Annotated in this window: 16 protein-coding genes; 8 read left to right on the forward strand and 8 right to left on the reverse strand. The window is 61.9% G+C overall.

Annotation, left to right across the window (positions count from 1 at the left end; all coding sequences use genetic code 11):
* Positions 1-123: 123 nt before the first annotated feature.
* Positions 124-297 carry a DUF3563 family protein gene (locus NCR40_RS14980; RefSeq protein ID WP_244829166.1) on the forward strand — a complete coding sequence of 58 codons (174 nt, stop codon included), beginning with the start codon at positions 124-126 and terminating at the stop codon, positions 295-297.
* 121 nt (positions 298-418) lie between these two features.
* Here the strand turns inward: NCR40_RS14980 and NCR40_RS14985 are convergent, their stop codons facing one another.
* From NCR40_RS14985 to NCR40_RS15005, 5 genes are all read right to left on the reverse strand, one after another.
* Complete coding sequence (locus NCR40_RS14985) at positions 419-838, reverse strand: organic hydroperoxide resistance protein (protein ID WP_250509837.1); 420 nt, start codon at positions 836-838, stop codon at positions 419-421.
* A gap of 153 nt (positions 839-991) precedes the next feature.
* Complete coding sequence (locus tag NCR40_RS14990; protein ID WP_250509838.1) at positions 992-1,444, reverse strand: MarR family winged helix-turn-helix transcriptional regulator; 453 nt, start codon at positions 1,442-1,444, stop codon at positions 992-994.
* 78 nt (positions 1,445-1,522) lie between these two features.
* Positions 1,523-2,344 carry a BPSS1780 family membrane protein gene (locus NCR40_RS14995; protein WP_244829169.1) on the reverse strand — a complete coding sequence of 274 codons (822 nt, stop codon included), beginning with the start codon at positions 2,342-2,344 and terminating at the stop codon, positions 1,523-1,525.
* A gap of 15 nt (positions 2,345-2,359) precedes the next feature.
* On the reverse strand, positions 2,360-3,328 hold the full coding sequence (locus tag NCR40_RS15000) for a homoserine kinase (protein ID WP_250493131.1): 969 nt from the start codon (positions 3,326-3,328) through the stop codon (positions 2,360-2,362).
* Between the two features lie 112 nt (positions 3,329-3,440).
* On the reverse strand, positions 3,441-3,839 hold the full coding sequence (locus tag NCR40_RS15005) for a hypothetical protein (RefSeq protein ID WP_250466513.1): 399 nt from the start codon (positions 3,837-3,839) through the stop codon (positions 3,441-3,443).
* 219 nt (positions 3,840-4,058) lie between these two features.
* On the opposite strand from NCR40_RS15005, the gene NCR40_RS15010 reads away from it, so the two are divergent.
* Entirely contained in the window at positions 4,059-5,585 is a 1,527-nt protein-coding gene (locus NCR40_RS15010; protein WP_250509839.1) for an AMP nucleosidase, read from the forward strand.
* Between the two features lie 250 nt (positions 5,586-5,835).
* Here the strand turns inward: NCR40_RS15010 and NCR40_RS15015 are convergent, their stop codons facing one another.
* On the reverse strand, positions 5,836-6,585 hold the full coding sequence (locus NCR40_RS15015) for an LOG family protein (RefSeq protein WP_244829174.1): 750 nt from the start codon (positions 6,583-6,585) through the stop codon (positions 5,836-5,838).
* Between the two features lies 1 nt (position 6,586).
* On the opposite strand from NCR40_RS15015, the gene polA reads away from it, so the two are divergent.
* The 3 genes from polA (at position 6,587) to NCR40_RS15030 (ending at position 11,939) form a co-directional block, all read left to right on the forward strand.
* Positions 6,587-9,325 (forward strand): DNA polymerase I, encoded by a 2,739-nt coding sequence (gene polA / locus NCR40_RS15020; RefSeq protein ID WP_250509840.1) that lies wholly within the window; start codon positions 6,587-6,589, stop codon positions 9,323-9,325.
* A gap of 180 nt (positions 9,326-9,505) precedes the next feature.
* Entirely contained in the window at positions 9,506-10,879 is a 1,374-nt protein-coding gene (locus NCR40_RS15025; RefSeq protein ID WP_250493133.1) for an NAD(P)/FAD-dependent oxidoreductase, read from the forward strand.
* Positions 10,880-11,063: 184 nt separating this feature from the next.
* A complete protein-coding gene (locus NCR40_RS15030) occupies positions 11,064-11,939 on the forward strand; it encodes a dienelactone hydrolase family protein (protein ID WP_250509841.1) in 876 nt (291 codons plus the stop codon).
* Between the two features lie 16 nt (positions 11,940-11,955).
* Here NCR40_RS15030 and NCR40_RS15035 read toward each other — a convergent pair whose 3' ends face one another.
* Positions 11,956-12,825, reverse strand: a complete 870-nt coding sequence (locus tag NCR40_RS15035; protein ID WP_250509842.1) for a sulfurtransferase — start codon at positions 12,823-12,825, stop codon at positions 11,956-11,958.
* 178 nt (positions 12,826-13,003) lie between these two features.
* Positions 13,004-14,110, reverse strand: a complete 1,107-nt coding sequence (locus tag NCR40_RS15040; protein ID WP_244829179.1) for an aromatic ring-hydroxylating oxygenase subunit alpha — start codon at positions 14,108-14,110, stop codon at positions 13,004-13,006.
* Positions 14,111-14,419: 309 nt separating this feature from the next.
* On the opposite strand from NCR40_RS15040, the gene NCR40_RS15045 reads away from it, so the two are divergent.
* From NCR40_RS15045 to dxs, 3 genes are all read left to right on the forward strand, one after another.
* The gene (locus tag NCR40_RS15045) at positions 14,420-14,755 is read left to right on the forward strand and encodes an exodeoxyribonuclease VII small subunit (protein WP_250509843.1); all 336 of its coding nucleotides are present in this window, start codon (positions 14,420-14,422) and stop codon (positions 14,753-14,755) included.
* Positions 14,752-15,639 carry a polyprenyl synthetase family protein gene (locus NCR40_RS15050; protein ID WP_250509844.1) on the forward strand — a complete coding sequence of 296 codons (888 nt, stop codon included), beginning with the start codon at positions 14,752-14,754 and terminating at the stop codon, positions 15,637-15,639. Before NCR40_RS15045 ends, NCR40_RS15050 begins: the two co-directional genes overlap by 4 nt.
* A gap of 79 nt (positions 15,640-15,718) precedes the next feature.
* Positions 15,719-17,635: a 1-deoxy-D-xylulose-5-phosphate synthase gene (gene dxs, locus NCR40_RS15055; protein WP_244829182.1), complete on the forward strand. Its 1,917-nt coding sequence runs from the start codon at positions 15,719-15,721 to the stop codon at positions 17,633-17,635.
* The last annotated feature ends 99 nt before the right edge of the window (positions 17,636-17,734 follow it).

Consider the following 17,734-nt stretch of genomic DNA (forward strand, 5'->3'; position numbering starts at 1 on the left):
TTTCAAGTGTTGCAAATTAGTCTTTAGTATCAGGAATCTAGCCGATAAGACTTGCGTCGGATCAGGGATTACCCTATAGTTACATCCATAGGTAGTTACCCCAGTATCCAAGCGAGGCCCACCATGTTCCTGCTCAGCCGCATTTTCCTGTTTCTGACGAAGTCCGCCGACCAACGTGATCGCGAACGCGACGACGCTTATTTGGCCGAAGCCACCGACATTTACGATCTCGAATATCGCATGAAGCGCCTGGATCAGCGTGCTGGCACGCGTCATCCGACGTGGATGGCGAACTAAGCAGTATGCTTTCAGAGCGTTAATAAAAAAGCCGCAGGAATTGTCCAGCGGCTTTTTTCATTTGCAACGCCCAAGAAAATGCCGGTTTCGCGAGCCGGCATTTTCTTTTTGTCCGATTCGCTCAGACGAGCTTCACGCGCACATCGACGTTATTGCGCGTCGCGTTCGAATACGGGCAAACCTTGTGAGCCGCATCGACGAGCGCTTGTGCTTCCGCTCGGTCAAGTCCCGGCAGCGCGATGCGCAATTCGATATCCAGCGCAAAGCCGCCCGCATCGTTCGGGCCGACGCCCACGTCGGCGGTGACGGTCGTATCCGCCGGAACCGTGCCCTTTTGCTGGCCGGCGACAAATTTCATCGCGGAAAGAAAGCACGCCGAGTAGCCCGCCGCGAACAATTGTTCCGGATTCGTTCCTTCCGCGCCCGTGCCGCCCAAGGCCTTCGGTGCGCTCAACTTCACGTTCAGTTGTTCGTCGGAAGACACCGCGCGTCCGTCGCGTCCACCGGTGCTCGTCGCGGTTGCCTTGTACAGGATGCTCATCGCTTTTCTCCTTGAATTCGTCGCCTTGTTCGGCGCGGAAGGGTTGGACTTGACTGTCGGGTCATCATTGCGTCGACCACGGATAGAAATATATCGCGATAATCATTAGCGTGCAAATTAAATTTTGGTCAAGATGCGATTAGGGAATGGCTATCAGCGTTCTAGATACTCGTTGAGCGATGCCCGCAGCCTGACCAGATCGCTGCGCAGGCGCACTAATTCGTCGACATCGGAACCAGCCGCGCAAAAAATCTCAGGCGGAATGGCACGCGCGGATTGCCGCAGCGACCGGCCTTGCGCCGTCAAGCGCACATGCACCTGCCGTTCATCCTCGACGCCGCGTATGCGCTCGACGTACCCCTGCGCCTCCAGGCGCTTGAGCAGCGGCGTGAGCGTGGCTGAATCGAGCGACAAGCGCGCGGCGATTTCCTTCACGGTGAGATTGTCGCTTTCCCACAGCACCAGCATCGCCAGATACTGCGGATAGGTGAGGCCGAGTTTGTCGAGCATCGGCTTGTAGGTTTTCGTCATCGCGAGCGATGTCGAATAGAGCGCGAAGCAGATTTGCTGATCGAGTTCGAGCGGGAAGTCGTCGGGCGAGGTCATGGCGAGGCGCCGCAAAAGGCCGTATCGGCCAATGACGTTAGTGTACGGAAAACGCTTCGCGCGCGAGGATTCGGGGCATCAGATGCCCGGTGTATCCGATGCATTAGGCATATCCGGCGTGTCCGGCGACTGCACGCCGAAGCAGCCGCGATAGGTCGCATAGAACGAGCAGTAGAGCGCGGTCGTGACGAGAATCGACGCGGGCATGAGCACCGCCAACGCCATCTCCTGACTCACGCCAAGCGCCTGCATCAGCGCGGTCAGGCCGAACGATACGGCAAGCGCCACGGCAATCCACAACACGCCGTAAAGCACGAAGGCGCCGCGATTGCGCCAGCACGACACGAGGCTGAAGAACAGCGCCTTCGCGGGCGTCACGTCGTGCCATGCAACGAGAATGGGCGCGAACCAGAACAGCATGGCCACTGGAATGTAGCAGGCCATCGCCACCAGCACGGCGAGCGGGCTGAAGCTCGCGGCCACGGTTTCGGGGTCGCCGGCGGGGCCGTCGCCCATCATCAGGCCGAGCAGCGTGCCGCCGTCGACCAGTGCCGATGCCGCGAAGATCACCGCCATCGCCACGACGTAGATCGCGCCGAGCGCGAGCAGACGGCGCGCGACCACGGTGCCGTAGGAGCGGAAGCCATCGACGAGAACGGTCGGCCAAACGGGCTTGCCTGCGATGGTGTCGCGGCAGGCGGCCATGAAACCCACCGCGATGCCCGGAATGAACAGCAACGGCAGCAACGGTCCAATGAGCGGCACGCGCGAAATCAGCGTCATCACGAACAGATAAGCGAAGAACACGGTGAGGAACGCAAACGGATTGCGGCGGAACAGCCAGATGCCCTGGCGGAACCATACATAGCCGGTCTTGGCGGGAACTTCGATCAGTCGCATGAGCAGAGTGGAAGGTTACTGATTGAGGCTGGCAGCGGCTTTGACGCGCTCGCGCAGAATGCGTTCGAAATGGCCGGGATCGTGCGGTTTCAACATCTGCGCTTCGCGCGGACGGTAAAAATCGTACAGGCGCGAGACCCAGAAGCGCATGGCGCCGGCGCGCAGCATGTCGTTCCAGTGGCGTTCCTCGGCGGGCGTGAAGGGGCGCACGGTTTGATAAGCGCGCAGCATTGCGTCGATACGCGCGGGGTCGAGCGCGCCGCTTTCGAGATCGACGCACCAGTCGTTCACGGTCACGGCGACGTCGAAGAGCCACTTGTCGACGCCCGCGAAGTAGAAGTCGAAGAACCCGCCGAGCCGTGCGTGATCGCGGCCCGGCGCGAACAGCACGTTGTCGCGAAACAGATCGCAGTGGCACGGTCCGTCCGGCAGCGCGGCGTAGTCCGCCGACGTGAAAAACGCGGCCTGATGCACAAGCTCGGATTCGATCAGTTCGCGCTGCGGCGCGCTCAGGAAGTCAACGATGGCCGGCAAGTTCTCCTGCCACCACGCGAGGCTGCGCAAGTTCGGCTGATGCCGCGGAAAATCGCGCCCGGCGAGATGCATGCGCGCGAGCATCTGACCGACTTCGATGCAATGCGCGGGCGTCGGCTTGAGTTCCGGCGCGCCTTCGAGTTTCGTGACGATGGCAGCGGGCTTGCCGTGCAGCATGCCGAAGAGCGAGCCGTCGCTGCGCGGCATGGGATCGGGAACCGGCACGCGATGCGCCGCCAGATGGCGCATCAGATCGAGATAGAACGGCAGTTGCGTCGCCGTGAGATTCTCGAAGATCGTGAGCACGTATTCGCCGCGCGTGGTCGTGAGAAAAAAGTTGCTGTTCTCGATGCCCGACTGGATGCCGCGCAATTCGACGACATCGCCGAGATCGTAGTGTTGCAGCCAGTCGCCGAGTTCGGCGTCAGAGACGGGGGTGAATACGGCCATGCAGAAACTTGGGTCAGGTTGAGAAGCCCGTGGCGGGCCGGTGAACGGCGCAGTCGCGTGAGCACTGCGTGAAGATGCCCGCTCAGACGAGCGGGCGCAAGCGACCCGTGGATCAGTAGCGCACGCTTACCGATGGCAGGCGCGTGCTTGCCTTGCCGTTATCGCGGACTTGCGGCGAGGTGTCGTAAGGCGAACTCATCTGATAGCGCGTGCCGAAGTTCGAATGCACGTTGATCTCGACGGGCTTGCCCTTGTCGCGATACTCGGTGATCTCGGTGCCGTTGGTGCTGAGTTCGTGGAAGCTCGGCATGCGCGGCGGCGAAATTTCGACCTTCGAACTCGCGTTCGCGGGCGGGCGGTTGATGGCCTTCAGATCAGGCAGGCCAGCGGCTTCTTCCTGCGACATTTGTGGCTGTGCGCCCGCCTGCTCGGCCTGGAGGGTTTGCGCCGTGGCGCCTACACTTGCGACGGCAAGGACGGCCGCGGCGGCGGCGAAATAGAGCGGCTTCATGTCAGTTCTCCAGGCGATGGCCGGATTCTAGCAAAACGCGAACCCCATGCCGGCGCAACGCCTTATTTTGCGCTGCTTCGCGGATTTCGGCCGGAACGTTCAAAAAGCTGTTGCGCGCCGTGTTCGCACGCACTTGCGCGGCGCGGGGGCTTCATGGTTCTTGCATGCTTCCGTGTTAATGTCGATGACTACGAGGGCATCAGACACGCATACAAGATCATGACAAACGACCGGACTCAGACCACTCAGGGAACGCCTGCAAACGACTTCCCAACCGAATCATTCGACGACCCCGCAGCCGCCGTCTCGCGGGTCTCCGCCATCTACGAAGCCAACACCGCTTTCCTGCGCGACGCGTTCGCGCGGTATCGGCGCAACGAGCAGTTCACGCATCGCGTGCGCGCGTGCTATCCGTTCGTGCGCGTGCGTACCGAGCTCAACACGCAGATCGACTCGCGGCGCTCGTATGGTTTCGTCGCCGGGCCTGGCATCTTCGAAACTACGCTCACGCGTCCGGATCTCTTCGGCGATTATTATCGCGAACAGTTGCGGCTCTTGACGAAGAACCATCATGTGGGCATTGAAGTGGGCGTGTCGGCGCAACCCATTCCTATTCACTTCGCGTTCGCCGAAGGCATCCATCTCGAAGGCGATCTCGACCGTGATCGCCTGCTCGCCATGCGCAATGTCTTCGATACCCCGGACCTCGCGCTGCTCGACGACCGCATCGTGAACGGCACGTATGAGCCCGCCGCGGGCGAGCCTCATCCGCTCGCGCTCTTCACGGCGGCGCGGGTGGATTTTTCGCTGCATCGGCTGCGGCACTACACGGCGACTTCGCCCACGCATTTTCAGAACTACGTGCTTTATACGAACTACCAGTTCTATATCGACGAGTTCGTGAAGCTCGGCCGCACGCTGATGTCGCGCGCGGATGACGAGGAAACGCGCGCGTATCGCTGCGAGTATTCGTCGTTCGTCGAACCGGGCGATGTCGTCACCTACAACGCCAATCTCGGCGAGCAACCGGAGGAAGGCGCGCCAATCGCGCGTCTGCCGCAGATGCCCGCGTATCACCTGAAGCGCGCGGATGGCAGCGGCATCACGATGGTGAACATCGGCGTGGGGCCGTCGAACGCAAAGACCATTACGGATCACATCGCGGTGCTGCGTCCGCACGCGTGGGTCATGCTCGGGCATTGCGCGGGCTTGCGGAACACACAGCGTCTGGGCGATTACGTGCTGGCGCACGGCTATGTGCGCGAGGATCACGTACTGGATGACGACCTGCCGCTGTGGGTGCCGATTCCCGCGCTGGCGGAAGTGCAGGTCGCGCTCGAGAAGGCCGTTGCGCAGGTGACACAACTCGAAGGCGTGGAACTGAAGCGCGTGATGCGCACGGGCACCGTCGCGAGTGTGGACAACCGGAATTGGGAATTGCGCGATCATCGCGAGCCGGTGCAGCGGCTGTCGCAAAGTCGCGCGATCGCGCTCGATATGGAAAGCGCGACCATCGCCGCGAACGGCTTCCGGTTCCGCGTGCCTTATGGGACGTTGCTATGCGTGTCGGACAAGCCGCTGCATGGCGAACTCAAGCTGCCGGGCATGGCCGATCAGTTTTATCGTGCGCAAGTGGATCAGCATTTGCAGATCGGCGTGAAGGCAATGGAACTGCTGCGCATGAATGGCCTGTCGCGGTTGCACAGCCGGAAGTTGCGCAGCTTTGCGGAGGTGGCGTTTCAGTGAGACGTCGAAACGCGAAGAAGCGAAGGGGGCGGTCTTCTTCAAGGCGGCTCGTGCGTGGCTGAAGATTGCGATGCGCCATGCAGCGGCTCGACAGCGAACGCCTATGCGGGAGCCGGCAAACTCCAGTATTCGATTCGGAAGACTACGCTTTATGGGCGTGTGTCAGAGAGATGCTGCTCGTGAATGAGGCGAGAGAGGGAGAAAGGGCGAGAGGGAAGATAGCGATTCCGCTCGCCCGACAGCCTTCGAATCACAAATAAAACATCCGGTCCTCATCCGACTTACCTTCCGCCGGTTGCTCTGCCGCGCCTTCGCGATCTTCATAGAAGCGCAGCACCGCATCGAGCACTTGATCGGGGTCGTCGATCACTTGCATGAGTCCAAGATCTTTTTCGCCGATGACGCCATTGGTCAACAGCGTGTTCTTGAACCAGTCGAGCAAGCCGGCCCAAAATTCGGCGCCCACCAGCACGATAGGCACGTGGCGCGACTTCTTGGTCTGAATGAGCGTGAGCACTTCGGCCAGTTCGTCAAGCGTGCCGAAGCCGCCCGGCATCACGACGACCGCATCCGAATTCTTGACGAACGTGACCTTGCGCGTGAAGAAGTGACGGAAGCGCAGCGAGATGTCCTGCCATTGATTGCCCGACTGCTCGTGCGGCAATTCGATGTTGAGACCCACCGACGGCGACTTGCCCGCATGCGCGCCTTTATTGGCTGCTTCCATGATGCCGGGACCGCCGCCGGAGATCACGGCAAAGCCTGCATCGGAGAATTTTTGCGCGATTTCAATGGTCCGCTGATAGTACGGCGACTCGGGTTTGAGACGCGCGGAACCGTAGATGCTGATGGCAGGACGGATCTCCGAGAGGTACTCGGTAGCCTCGATAAACTCTGCCATAATCGTGAACATCTGCCACGATGCGCGAGCCTTTTTGGCCGTCGCGCGCTCTTGATCTGCGAGCGATCGCAGACTCGGAATCACTTTTCTCTTGTTCATAATGCCTGAAGAACGAAGTCTTGAAGGTAAGACCCTGCTATTGGTCGACGGTTCTAGCTACTTGTACCGGGCTTACCATGCCATGCCTGACCTGCGCGGCCCCGACGGCGGGCCGACCGGCGCACTGTATGGAATGATCAACATGCTGCGACGCCTTAGGCGTGAAACCAATGCAGAGTATAGCGCGTGCGTCTTCGACGCCAAAGGCAAGACGTTTCGCGACGACTGGTACGCCGACTACAAGGCCAACCGGCCTTCCATGCCCGAAGACCTTTCGAAGCAGATCGAGCCTATTCACGTCGCCGTGCGTGCGCTCGGCTGGCCGCTCGTGATGATCGAAGGCGTCGAAGCCGACGACGTCATCGGCACGCTCGCGGTTCAGGCCGAAAAGCGCGGCATGAAAGTGATCGTCTCGACGGGCGACAAGGATCTGGCTCAACTCGTGACGGATCATGTCACCCTCATCAATACGATGACCAACGAAACGCTCGATCGCGCCGGCGTCATCGCCAAGTTCGGCGTGCCGCCGGAACGTATCGTCGATTATCTTTCGCTCATCGGCGATACGGTCGATAACGTGCCGGGCGTCGAAAAGTGCGGTCCCAAGACTGCGCTCAAGTGGCTCACGCAATACGACTCCCTTGATGGCATCGTAGAACATGCGGGCGAGATCAAAGGTGCGGTAGGAGACAATCTGCGCAAGGCTCTGGACTTCCTGCCCATGGCTCGCAAGCTCGTTACCGTACACACGGAATGCGACCTGGCGTCGCAGATCGCGTCGATCGACGAAACGCTCGAAAGCCGTCCCGAGTCGCGCGACGAATTGCGCGACGTGTTCCTGCGTCACGGCTTCAAGACTTGGCTGCGCGAAGTCGAAATCGCGGACGCCGTCGAAGGCCCGACCGACACGCCGCCCGCCGAAGTCACGGAGATCGTCCACCACTACGAGACGGTACAGACGTGGGAACAGTTCGGCGCGTGGCTCGAACGCATCGATGCCGCCGAGATCACTTCGTTCGATACCGAAACCACCGCGCTCGATCCGATGACCGCGCAAATCGTCGGCTTGTCCATCTCGGTCGAACCGGGTCATGCCGCATATGTTCCGCTCGCGCATCGCGGGCCGGACGCACCCGTGCAACTGCCGCGCGATGAAGTGCTCGCGAAGCTCAAGCCGTGGCTCGAAGACGAATCGAAGAAGAAGGTCGGCCAGCATCTGAAATACGATGAGCAGGTGCTCGCCAATTACGGCATCGTCATGCGCGGCGTCGAGCATGACACGTTGTTGCAGTCGTACGTGCTGGAGTCGCATCGGCCGCATGACATGGACAACCTCGCGCTGCGGCACTTGGGCGTGAAGACCATCAAATACGAGGACGTCGCGGGCAAGGGCGCGTCGCAAATCGGTTTCGACGAAGTCGCGCTCGACAAGGCGGCCGAGTATGCCGCCGAAGATGCGGACATCACATTGCGTCTGCATCAGGCGCTTTACCCGCAAGTCGTGCAGGAAGAGGGCTTGTTGAAGGTATATCGCGAGATCGAATTGCCGACTTCGCGCGTGTTGCGCAAGATGGAGCGCAACGGCGTGCTGATCGATCGCGCGAAGCTCGACACGCAGAGCAACGAGATCGCCAAACGGCTGATCGACTTGCAAACGGAAGCCTATGAACTGGCGGGCGGCGAATTCAATCTCGGGTCGCCCAAGCAGATCGGACAGATCTTCTTCGAGAAACTCGAATTGCCGGTGGTGAAGAAGACGCCGAGCGGCGCCCCTTCCACCGACGAAGAAGTGCTGCAAAAACTCGCCGAGGATTATCCGCTGCCGAAGGTGCTGCTCGAACATCGCGGGCTGTCGAAGCTCAAGTCCACTTATACGGACAAGCTCCCGCGCATGGTGAATGCATCGACGGGACGCGTGCATACGAACTATGCGCAGGCTGTCGCGGTGACAGGGCGCTTGTCGTCGAACGAGCCGAACTTGCAGAACATCCCGGTGCGAACGGGCGAAGGCCGGCGCATCCGCGAGGCGTTCATCGCGCCGCCGGGTTGCAAGATCGTATCGGCGGATTACTCGCAGATCGAGCTGCGCATCATGGCGCATATCTCGGGTGACGAATCGTTGTTGCGCGCGTTCAAGGAAGGCGAGGACGTGCACCGCGCGACCGCGTCGGAAGTGTTCGGCGTGACGCCGATCGAAGTGTCGAACGACCAGCGTCGTATCGCCAAGGTGATCAATTTCGGCTTGATCTATGGCATGAGTTCGTTCGGGCTCGCGTCGAATCTCGGCATCACGCGCGACGCGGCGAAGCTTTATATCGACCGCTATTTCGCGCGTTATCCGGGCGTTGCCGACTACATGGAGCGCACACGCGTGACCGCGAAGATGAACGGCTACGTGGAGACCGTGTTCGGCCGGCGTCTGTGGCTGCCGGAGATCAACGGCGGCAGTGGTCCGCGTCGTCAGGCGGCCGAACGCGCGGCCATCAACGCGCCCATGCAGGGAACGGCCGCTGATCTCATCAAGTTGTCGATGATCGCGGTGCAGGACTGGATCGAGGCTACGAATATCTACGCGAAGATGATCATGCAGGTACACGATGAGCTCGTGCTCGAAGTTCCCGAAGAGGAACTGCCCGAAGTCAGGAAGCGCTTACCCGAATTGATGTGTGGCGTCGCCAAGCTGAACGTGCCGCTCGTGGCTGAGGTGGGCGTCGGCAATAACTGGGAAGAAGCACACTGAGCAAAAAGAGCGCGCTGAATGCCGGACATGCGAGGCCGGCCATTGCAAGTGCGCCGCGCGTTCAAGCAGAATGGTTTTTGGAAGGTGAGACATCGGGCCGACATGTCGTCGAACGTACGTGCGGTCCGAGGCTCGGTAAGTTGATTACTCCGCGTGCGGAGAAAAATTCGGGAGAGCTTTATGCATCGATTCATCATCGTCGGCGGAGGGGCCGGCGGTCTCGAATTGGCGACTCGTCTCGGCGACCGTTTCGGTACGACGGACAGTAAAACGGCACCGCGTGCGCAAGTCACGCTCGTGGACCGTAATCCCACGCATATCTGGAAGCCGCTTCTGCATGAAGTGGCCGCAGGCAGCATGGACCCGTTCACGCAGGAACTCGAATACGCCGCGCAGGCCATGTGGCACGGCTTCGAGTTTCAGCAGGGCGAGTTGATCGCGCTGAACCGCGCGACAAAACGCATTACCATCAGCGCGTTGCGCGACGACGAAGCGGGCGAGGTCTTGCCGCAGCGCGAGCTGGAATACGACACGCTCGTCATTGCCATCGGCAGCACGACGCATTTCTTCGGCGTCGAAGGCGCGCAGCAACATTCCATCGCGCTCGATACAGTTGGCCAGGCCGAGCTCTTTCGCAAGCGGCTCATCGCGGCATGCATGCGCGCCGAGCACTTTGCGCCGGAACCGGTGGCGGCGGGCATCGACGATTCCGAAGGGCCGCCCGTGCCGCTCGGTTCGCTGAACGCGCCGCGCATTCAGGTGGCGATCGTCGGCGCGGGTGCGACGGGTGTGGAATTGTCGGCGGAACTGCGCAACACGGCGCACGTGCTTTCCGCGTACGGTTTGCACAAGCTGGATCCGAAGCACGACATCGGTATCGTGCTGATCGAAGCGGGGCCGCGCATTCTGCCCGCGCTGCGCGACACGGTATCGACCGCGACGGCCGAGCTATTGACGAAGCTGGGCGTGTCCTTGATGACGGGCGAAACCGTCGCGGAAGTCTCGCGCGATTCCATTCGCACGGCGAGCGGCAAGACCATCCGCGTAGACCTCACGGTGTGGGCGGCGGGCATCAAGGCGCCGGCCATTCTCTCGCAGCTCGACGGCTTGCCGACCAATCGTCTCGGCCAGCTCATCGTGCGCCGCACGCTGCAAACGGAAGCCGACGACAACATATTCGCCCTGGGCGATTGCGCCGCGTGTCCGTGGCCCGGCAACGAGCGCGGTGTGCCGCCGCGCGCGCAGGCGGCGCATCAGCAGGCGAGCTTTCTCTTCAAGGCTTTCGAGCGCCGCATGAACGGCAAATCGCTGCCGGAATATACGTACCGCGATTTCGGTTCGCTCGTGTCGCTCGGTCGCTATAGCGCGGTCGGCAGCCTGATGGGCGGGCTCATCGGCGGCAACATGATGATCGAAGGCCTCTTCGCGCGCTTCATGTACATGTCGCTGTATCGGCTGCATATCGCCGCGCTCCACGGCTACGCGCGCATGGTGCTCGACACCATCGCGCACTGGCTGCGCCGGTCCACCGCGCCGCGCGTCAAGCTGCACTGAGCTGCATCGACGCTGCAAAGCTGTTTAGAATGAGCGGCGCGCCTTGTGATATGTCGGGCGCGTTCGCTTGGGAGTCGTACAGCGCCGCGCGTCGTGAAGCCTTGAACACGCTCGCGCGGTTCCAGAATCCATGCCGCCGGCCGCGCGAATCGACGCCTGCCGGCGCTTGCCGCGGGAGCTTTGCATGCTTACCCCTGAAGTCGACAGCCTCATTCCCCACGTTCCGTTCGACCGTCGCAACTTCATCAAGGCAGCTTTCGGCACAGGCTTCGCAGCGTGCGTGCTGCCCGTGTCGGCACAAACCATTCATACCGATGACGCCGGTCTCGAAGCCGGCGCCGTGGGCGTGCGCGGCGCGGATGGCGTGCTCGTGCCGGCGTATCGCGCGCAGCCGAAGGGCAAGACGCATCTGCCGGTCGTCATCGTGATCCACGAGATTTTTGGGGTGCACGAGCATATCGCCGATGTCTGCCGGCGCTTCGCCAAGCAAGGCTATCTTGCCATCGCGCCGGATCTCTACACGCGTCAGGGCGATGCCTCGGCGTACAAGTCCATGCAGCTTCTCAACGAGCAGCTCGTCTCGAAGGTGCCTGACTCGCAAGTGATCTCGGACATCGACGAAACCGTCAAATGGGCGGGCGAGCACGGCGGCGATCTGAAGCGGCTAGGTATCACCGGGTTCTGCTGGGGCGGGCGCATTACGTGGCTTTATGCGGAGCACAATCCGCACGTGAAGGCGGCGGTTGCATGGTACGGGCGCGTCACGGGGAACAAGACGGCGAACACGCCGAGCAACCCGATCGACAACGCGGCCGAGCTCAATGTGCCTGTGCTCGGGCTATACGGCCGGCAGGATCAGAGCATTCCGCAGGACACGCTCGAACAGATGAAGCAGGCCGTGGCGAATGGCCAGCCGAAGGCGCGGGAGTCGCAGATCGTCGTGTATGACGACGCGCCGCACGCGTTCTTCGCGGATTATCGGCCGAGCTATCGCAAGGAAGACGCGGAGGATGGCTGGAAGCGCGCGCTCGCGTGGTTCCGCGAGCACCGCGTCAAGTGACGGGGCTTTACGAGCCTCAAGGTTTCGCGCCGGTCGCAACGGGCCTGCCCGGATCCGCGCTCCATTCGCTCCACGATCCCGGATACAACGCCGCGCCGTGCAGACCGGCAATCTCCATGGCGAGCGCGTTATGACACGCCGTCACGCCCGAGCCGCATTGCAGCACGATGCGGTCGGTGGGCGTGGCGCCGATCAGCGAGCCGAACGCATCGCGTAATTCGTGCGCGGTCTTGAAGCGGCCCTCCGGCGTCAAATTGTCCTTGAAGAAGCGATTCAGCGCGCCGGGAATGTGACCGCCGACGGGATCGAGCGTCTCGTTCTCGCCGCGATACCGGTCCGCGGCGCGCGCGTCGATCAGCAGATGGTCGCGCGTGCCGATGCTGCGTTCGATCGCCGGGGCATCGATGGTGACGGCAAGCGGCGCGGCGGCTTTGAACGTGCCGTTTGTCTTTTGCGGCGCGGCGGTATCGAGTGGCTGACCTGCTGCCTCCCACGCGGGCAAACCGCCGTCGATCAGCGCGACGGAATCGTGACCGAGCCAACGCAGCAGCCACCACAAACGTGACGCGTACATGCCGCCTTGCGCGTCGTAGGCGACGACTTGCTGGCCTTCGTTTAGCCCGAAGCTCGCGAGTTTTTCGACGAGCGCGCCGCGTTCGGGCAACGGATGGCGTCCGTTCGCCCCCGTCTTGACGCCGGACAAGTCGCGGTCGAGATGAAGATAGTGCGCGCCCGGAATATGACCTTGGGCATAAGCCGCTGCGCCGGATTCAGGCGCGGCGAGGTCGAATCGGCAATCGAACACGAGCACGCTGCCGGGCGCGGCGGCGCGCCGTTCGGCAAGATTCGTCGCCGAGATGAGCGTGGTGTAGTGGGTGTGCGGCATGACGGCTCCTGTGTCGGACAGAGTGTGCGCTTCGGCGCGCGACCCCGATCCCTTGCAAGCGTCCGCGCCCGGTCGTGTCAATCGCCGCGCGCGTGAAGTGGGATACAGCCAGTCTAAACAAAAAGGCGGACTCGAAAGCCCGCCTTTTCATGATTCCCGCGCGATAGCCGAACGGCGTTCAGATAGCCCCGAGCTGATGCCGCAGAAACTCGTGGAAATGCTGCATGCCGGATTCCATCGGACTCTGATACGGCCCGACCTGATTCTCGCCACGCGACATGAGCGCGCGCCGGCCGGCGTCCATGCGTTCGGCAATTTCATCGTCCTCACGCGCGGTTTCCATATAGGCCGCACGTTCCGCCTCGATGAACTCGCGCTCGAAAAGCGCAATCTCCTCGGGATAGTAGAACTCGACGATGTTGGTCGTCTTCTGCGTGCCCTGCGGGATCAGCCACGAGACCACCAGCACGTGCGGATACCACTCGATCATGAGACCGGGGTAATACACCATCCAGATGGCGCCGAATTCGGGCGGCGTACCGTTACGGAAGCGCAGGACTTCGTCGTGCCACTTGCGATACGTCGGGCTGCCCGGCTTCTCCAGATTTTTGTGCACGCCGACGGTCTGGACGCTGTACCAGTCGCCGAATTCCCACTCGAGGTTGTCGCACGACACGAAGCTGCCGAGTCCCGGATGGAACGGCGCGACGTGATAGTCCTCCAGATAAACCTCGATGAAGGACTTCCAGTTGTAGTTGCACTCGTGCACTTCGACGTGATCGAACATATAGCCCGAAAAGTCGAAATGACGCGCCGTGCCGAGTTTCGCGAGATCGGCCGCGACATTGCGACCTGCGGCCTCGAAGAGAAGGCCTTGCCAGTTTTGCAGCGGCGTGGCGCCGAGATTCAAGCAGGGCTTGTCGGCGAAATGCGGCGCGCCGAGCAACTGGCCGTTCAGATCGTACGTCCAGCGATGCAGCGGGCAGACGATGTTGTCCGCGCTGCCGCGACCGTTCAGCATGATTGCCTGGCGATGGCGGCACACGTTCGACAGCAATTCGATATTCGACTGCTGATTGCGCACGAGCACGCGCCCTTCGCCCTCGCCAGGAAGCGCGAAATAGTTTCCCGCTTCGGGAACCATGAGTTCGTGCCCGACGTAGCGTGGACCAAGCTTGAAAAGTGTTTCGATTTCGCGCGTAAGAAGCGCTTCGTCAAAGTAAGCCGTGACTGGCAACTGACTGTGAATGGCATTCAGTTGCAATGCATTGCTCAGATTGGACATTCCCACTCCCGTTAAGACGTGAAAGCAGTGAACAACCCAACCATCGAAGATTCGATTTAGGGAGCCCGCGATTATACCGAAATCTGCCACACTCGGGCGTATAAGGTCTTGATTTGGGTATAAATTGTTGCAGGAGTTCCGTTCAAAGCCGGCGCGAGGGCGTCGCGTCCCTACGCCGGGCGGCTGTGGCGCAAGCTCAAGGATTAGCCGTCTCCACGCTTTGCGACGGACGTGTTTCGGGTCGAAAAACTGGCTTTTGCCGTAGAATGTGCGACTTGGTTCCAAAATACATTTGCACATCCACGATTCATGGCGAAGACCGCTGTCCCCGATACACGCGAAGAAACCGGTGCAGGCGCGCTTGCCACAGACGCCGCGCCGCTTCCGGAAAACTACGAAACAGCGCTCGCGGAACTCGAATCACTCGTCGGCCGCATGGAAGCGGGCGCGCTGAGTCTCGAGGAGTCGCTCGCGGCATACCGGCGCGGCGCCGCGCTTGTGGGCTTTTGCCAACAACAGCTCGAAAAAGTCGAGCAGCAGGTGCGCGTGCTCGATGGCGAGACGCTCAAGCCGCTGCCCGTCGAGGTACAGCGCGCGACCCAGGGTGCAGGAGCCACCAACGACCGAGGGGACGACGACCTATGAGCTTCGAACAATGGATGCGTGCCACGCTCGATCGCGTCGAGACCGCGCTGGAGCACTATCTGCCGGGCACGGACATCGCGCCGGCGCGTCTGCACGAAGCCATGCGGTACGCGGTGCTGGGCGGCGGCAAGCGCGTGCGGCCGCTTCTCGTGCACGCCTCGGGCGAACTGACCCACGCGAGCGCGCCCGCCGTCGAAGCGGCAAGCGCGGCGCTCGAAATGATTCACGTCTATTCGCTCGTGCATGACGATATGCCCGCAATGGACGACGACGCGTTGCGTCGCGGCAAGCCCACGGTACACGTGCAATATGACGAAGCGACGGCACTGCTCGTCGGCGACGCTTTGCAGTCGCAGGCGTTCGTCGCGCTGACATCCGAACGCAATGGTCTGAGCGATACCCAGCAGGCCGCGCTCGTGCGCGAACTGGCGCTCGCAAGCGGCTCGCTCGGCATGGCGGGCGGTCAGGCCATCGATCTCGAAAGCGTCGGGCGCAAGCTGTCGCGGCCGGAGCTCGAAACCATGCATCGCAAGAAGACGGGCGCGTTGCTGCGCGCCTCGGTGCGCATGGGTGCGCTCGCAGGCGAACGTCCGGACGCCAAGGCGCTTGCGGCGCTCGATCAATACGCCGCCGCGGTCGGCCTCGCGTTTCAGGTGGTGGACGATATCCTCGATGTCACGGCGGACTCCGCCACGCTTGGCAAGACCGCGGGCAAGGATGCGCAGCACGACAAGCCCACGTATGTTTCGATCATCGGGCTGGATGCGTCGCGCGAACTCGCCGCGCAACTCGGCCGCGATGCGCACGCTGCAATAGAGCCGTTCGGCGCGCGCGGACAGCGCCTGGCCGAACTTGCCGACCTGGTTGTGAACCGGGTGCACTGAACGTTGAATGCGTGACGAACCCCACGGCGCAATGACCGCGTTGAACGAATCACGCCAGTTTTCCTAAAATGGGACGACGATGTACGACTTGCTGAAAACCATCGACGATCCGGCCGACCTTCGCGCCCTCGATCGACGCCAACTGCAGCCGCTTGCCGACGAACTGCGGGCCTACGTGCTTGACAGCGTGTCGCAGACGGGCGGCCATCTCTCGTCCAATCTCGGCACGGTAGAGCTGACGATCGCGCTGCATTACGTATTCGATACGCCGAATGACCGTATCGTCTGGGACGTCGGTCATCAGACCTATCCGCACAAGATCCTGACAGGCCGGCGCGACCAGATGCACTCGTTGCGTCAGTTGAACGGCATCTCGGGCTTCCCGCGCCGCAGCGAGTCGGAGTACGACACGTTCGGCACGGCGCATTCGAGCACGTCGATATCGGCGGCGCTCGGCATGGCGATCGCCAACAAGCTGCAGGGCGACAACCGCTATTCCATAGCCGTGATCGGCGACGGCGCGATGACCGCGGGCATGGCCTTCGAGGCAATGAACAACGCCGGCGTCGCCGACGACGTGCCCTTGCTCGTAATCCTCAACGACAACGACATGTCGATCTCGCCGCCCGTGGGCGCGTTGAATCGTCATCTCGCCCGTCTGATGTCGGGCCGCTTCTACGCCGCCGCGCGCGCCGGTGTCGAACGCGTGCTGCGCGTCGCGCCGCCCATGCTCGATCTCGCCCGCAAGCTCGAAGAGCACGCGAAGGGCATGATCGTGCCAGCCACGCTCTTCGAAGAGTTCGGCTTCAACTACATTGGGCCAATCGACGGTCACGATCTCGATTCGCTCATTCCGACGCTGCAGAACATCAAGGAACTGCGTGGTCCGCAATTCCTGCACGTCGTGACCAAGAAAGGCCAAGGCTACAAGCTCGCCGAAGCCGATCCGGTGCTCTACCACGGTCCCGGCAAATTCAATCCGGCCGAAGGCATCAAGCCATCGACGGCGCCCTCGAAGAAAACCTACACGCAGGTGTTCGGCGAATGGCTGTGCGACGCTGCCGCGCAAGACTCGCGCGTGGTTGCCATCACGCCTGCCATGCGCGAAGGCTCGGGCATGGTCGAATTTGAAAAGCGCTTCCCGGATCGTTATTACGATGTCGGCATCGCCGAGCAACATGCGGTGACATTTGCGGGCGGCTTGGCTGCAGACGGCATGAAGCCCGTCGTCGCCATCTACTCGACTTTCCTGCAGCGCGCGTACGACCAGTTGATCCACGACGTCGCGCTGCAGAATCTGCCAGTGGTGTTCGCCATCGACCGCGCGGGTCTCGTCGGCGCGGACGGTGCAACGCACGCGGGCAATTACGACCTCGCGTTCCTGCGCTGCATCCCGAACATGACGGTGATGGCCGCATCCGACGAAAACGAATGCCGTCAGATGCTCTACACCGCGCTTCAGCAACCGAACCCGACAGCCGTGCGGTATCCGCGTGGCGCGGGCACGGGCGTGGCAACCGTTAAGCAAATGACCGCCATTCCGCTTGGCAAGGGCGAGGTGCGCCGCGAGTCGTCGCAGAAACTCGGCTCGGGCAAGCGCATCGCCGTTCTCGCGTTCGGCACCATGGTCGCGCCGTCGCTCGTTGCCGCCGAAGAGTTGGATCTGACGGTGGCCAACATGCGCTTCGTGAAGCCTGTCGACGCCGACTTGCTGCGCGAACTCGCCGCCACTCACGACGCGCTCGTGACCATCGAGGAAGGCGCGATCATGGGCGGTGCGGGTTCGGCATGCGTCGAAGCGCTGCTGGCCAGTTCGGTCGTGAAGCCCGTGCTTCAGCTTGGTTTGCCGGACGTCTTTATCGATCATGGCGATCCCGCGAAGCTGCTTGCAAGCGTCGGTCTGGACGGCGCAGGTATCGCGAAATCCATTCGCGAGCGCTTTCTCAACGCGGTCGTGAGCGCCCAGCCGGGCAAGCTGGAAAAGCGCGTCGCCTGACGTTTCAGCCTGACGCGGCGCGCTCGGGGCGCGCCGTGCTTTGCACTTAGTCTCTACACGGCGCGGGCCGCAATCCGCGCCGTGTTCGCTTACGAGTTA

This window comes from Caballeronia sp. GACF4 (assembly GCF_023631025.1).
Classification (GTDB): Bacteria; Pseudomonadota; Gammaproteobacteria; order Burkholderiales; family Burkholderiaceae; genus Caballeronia.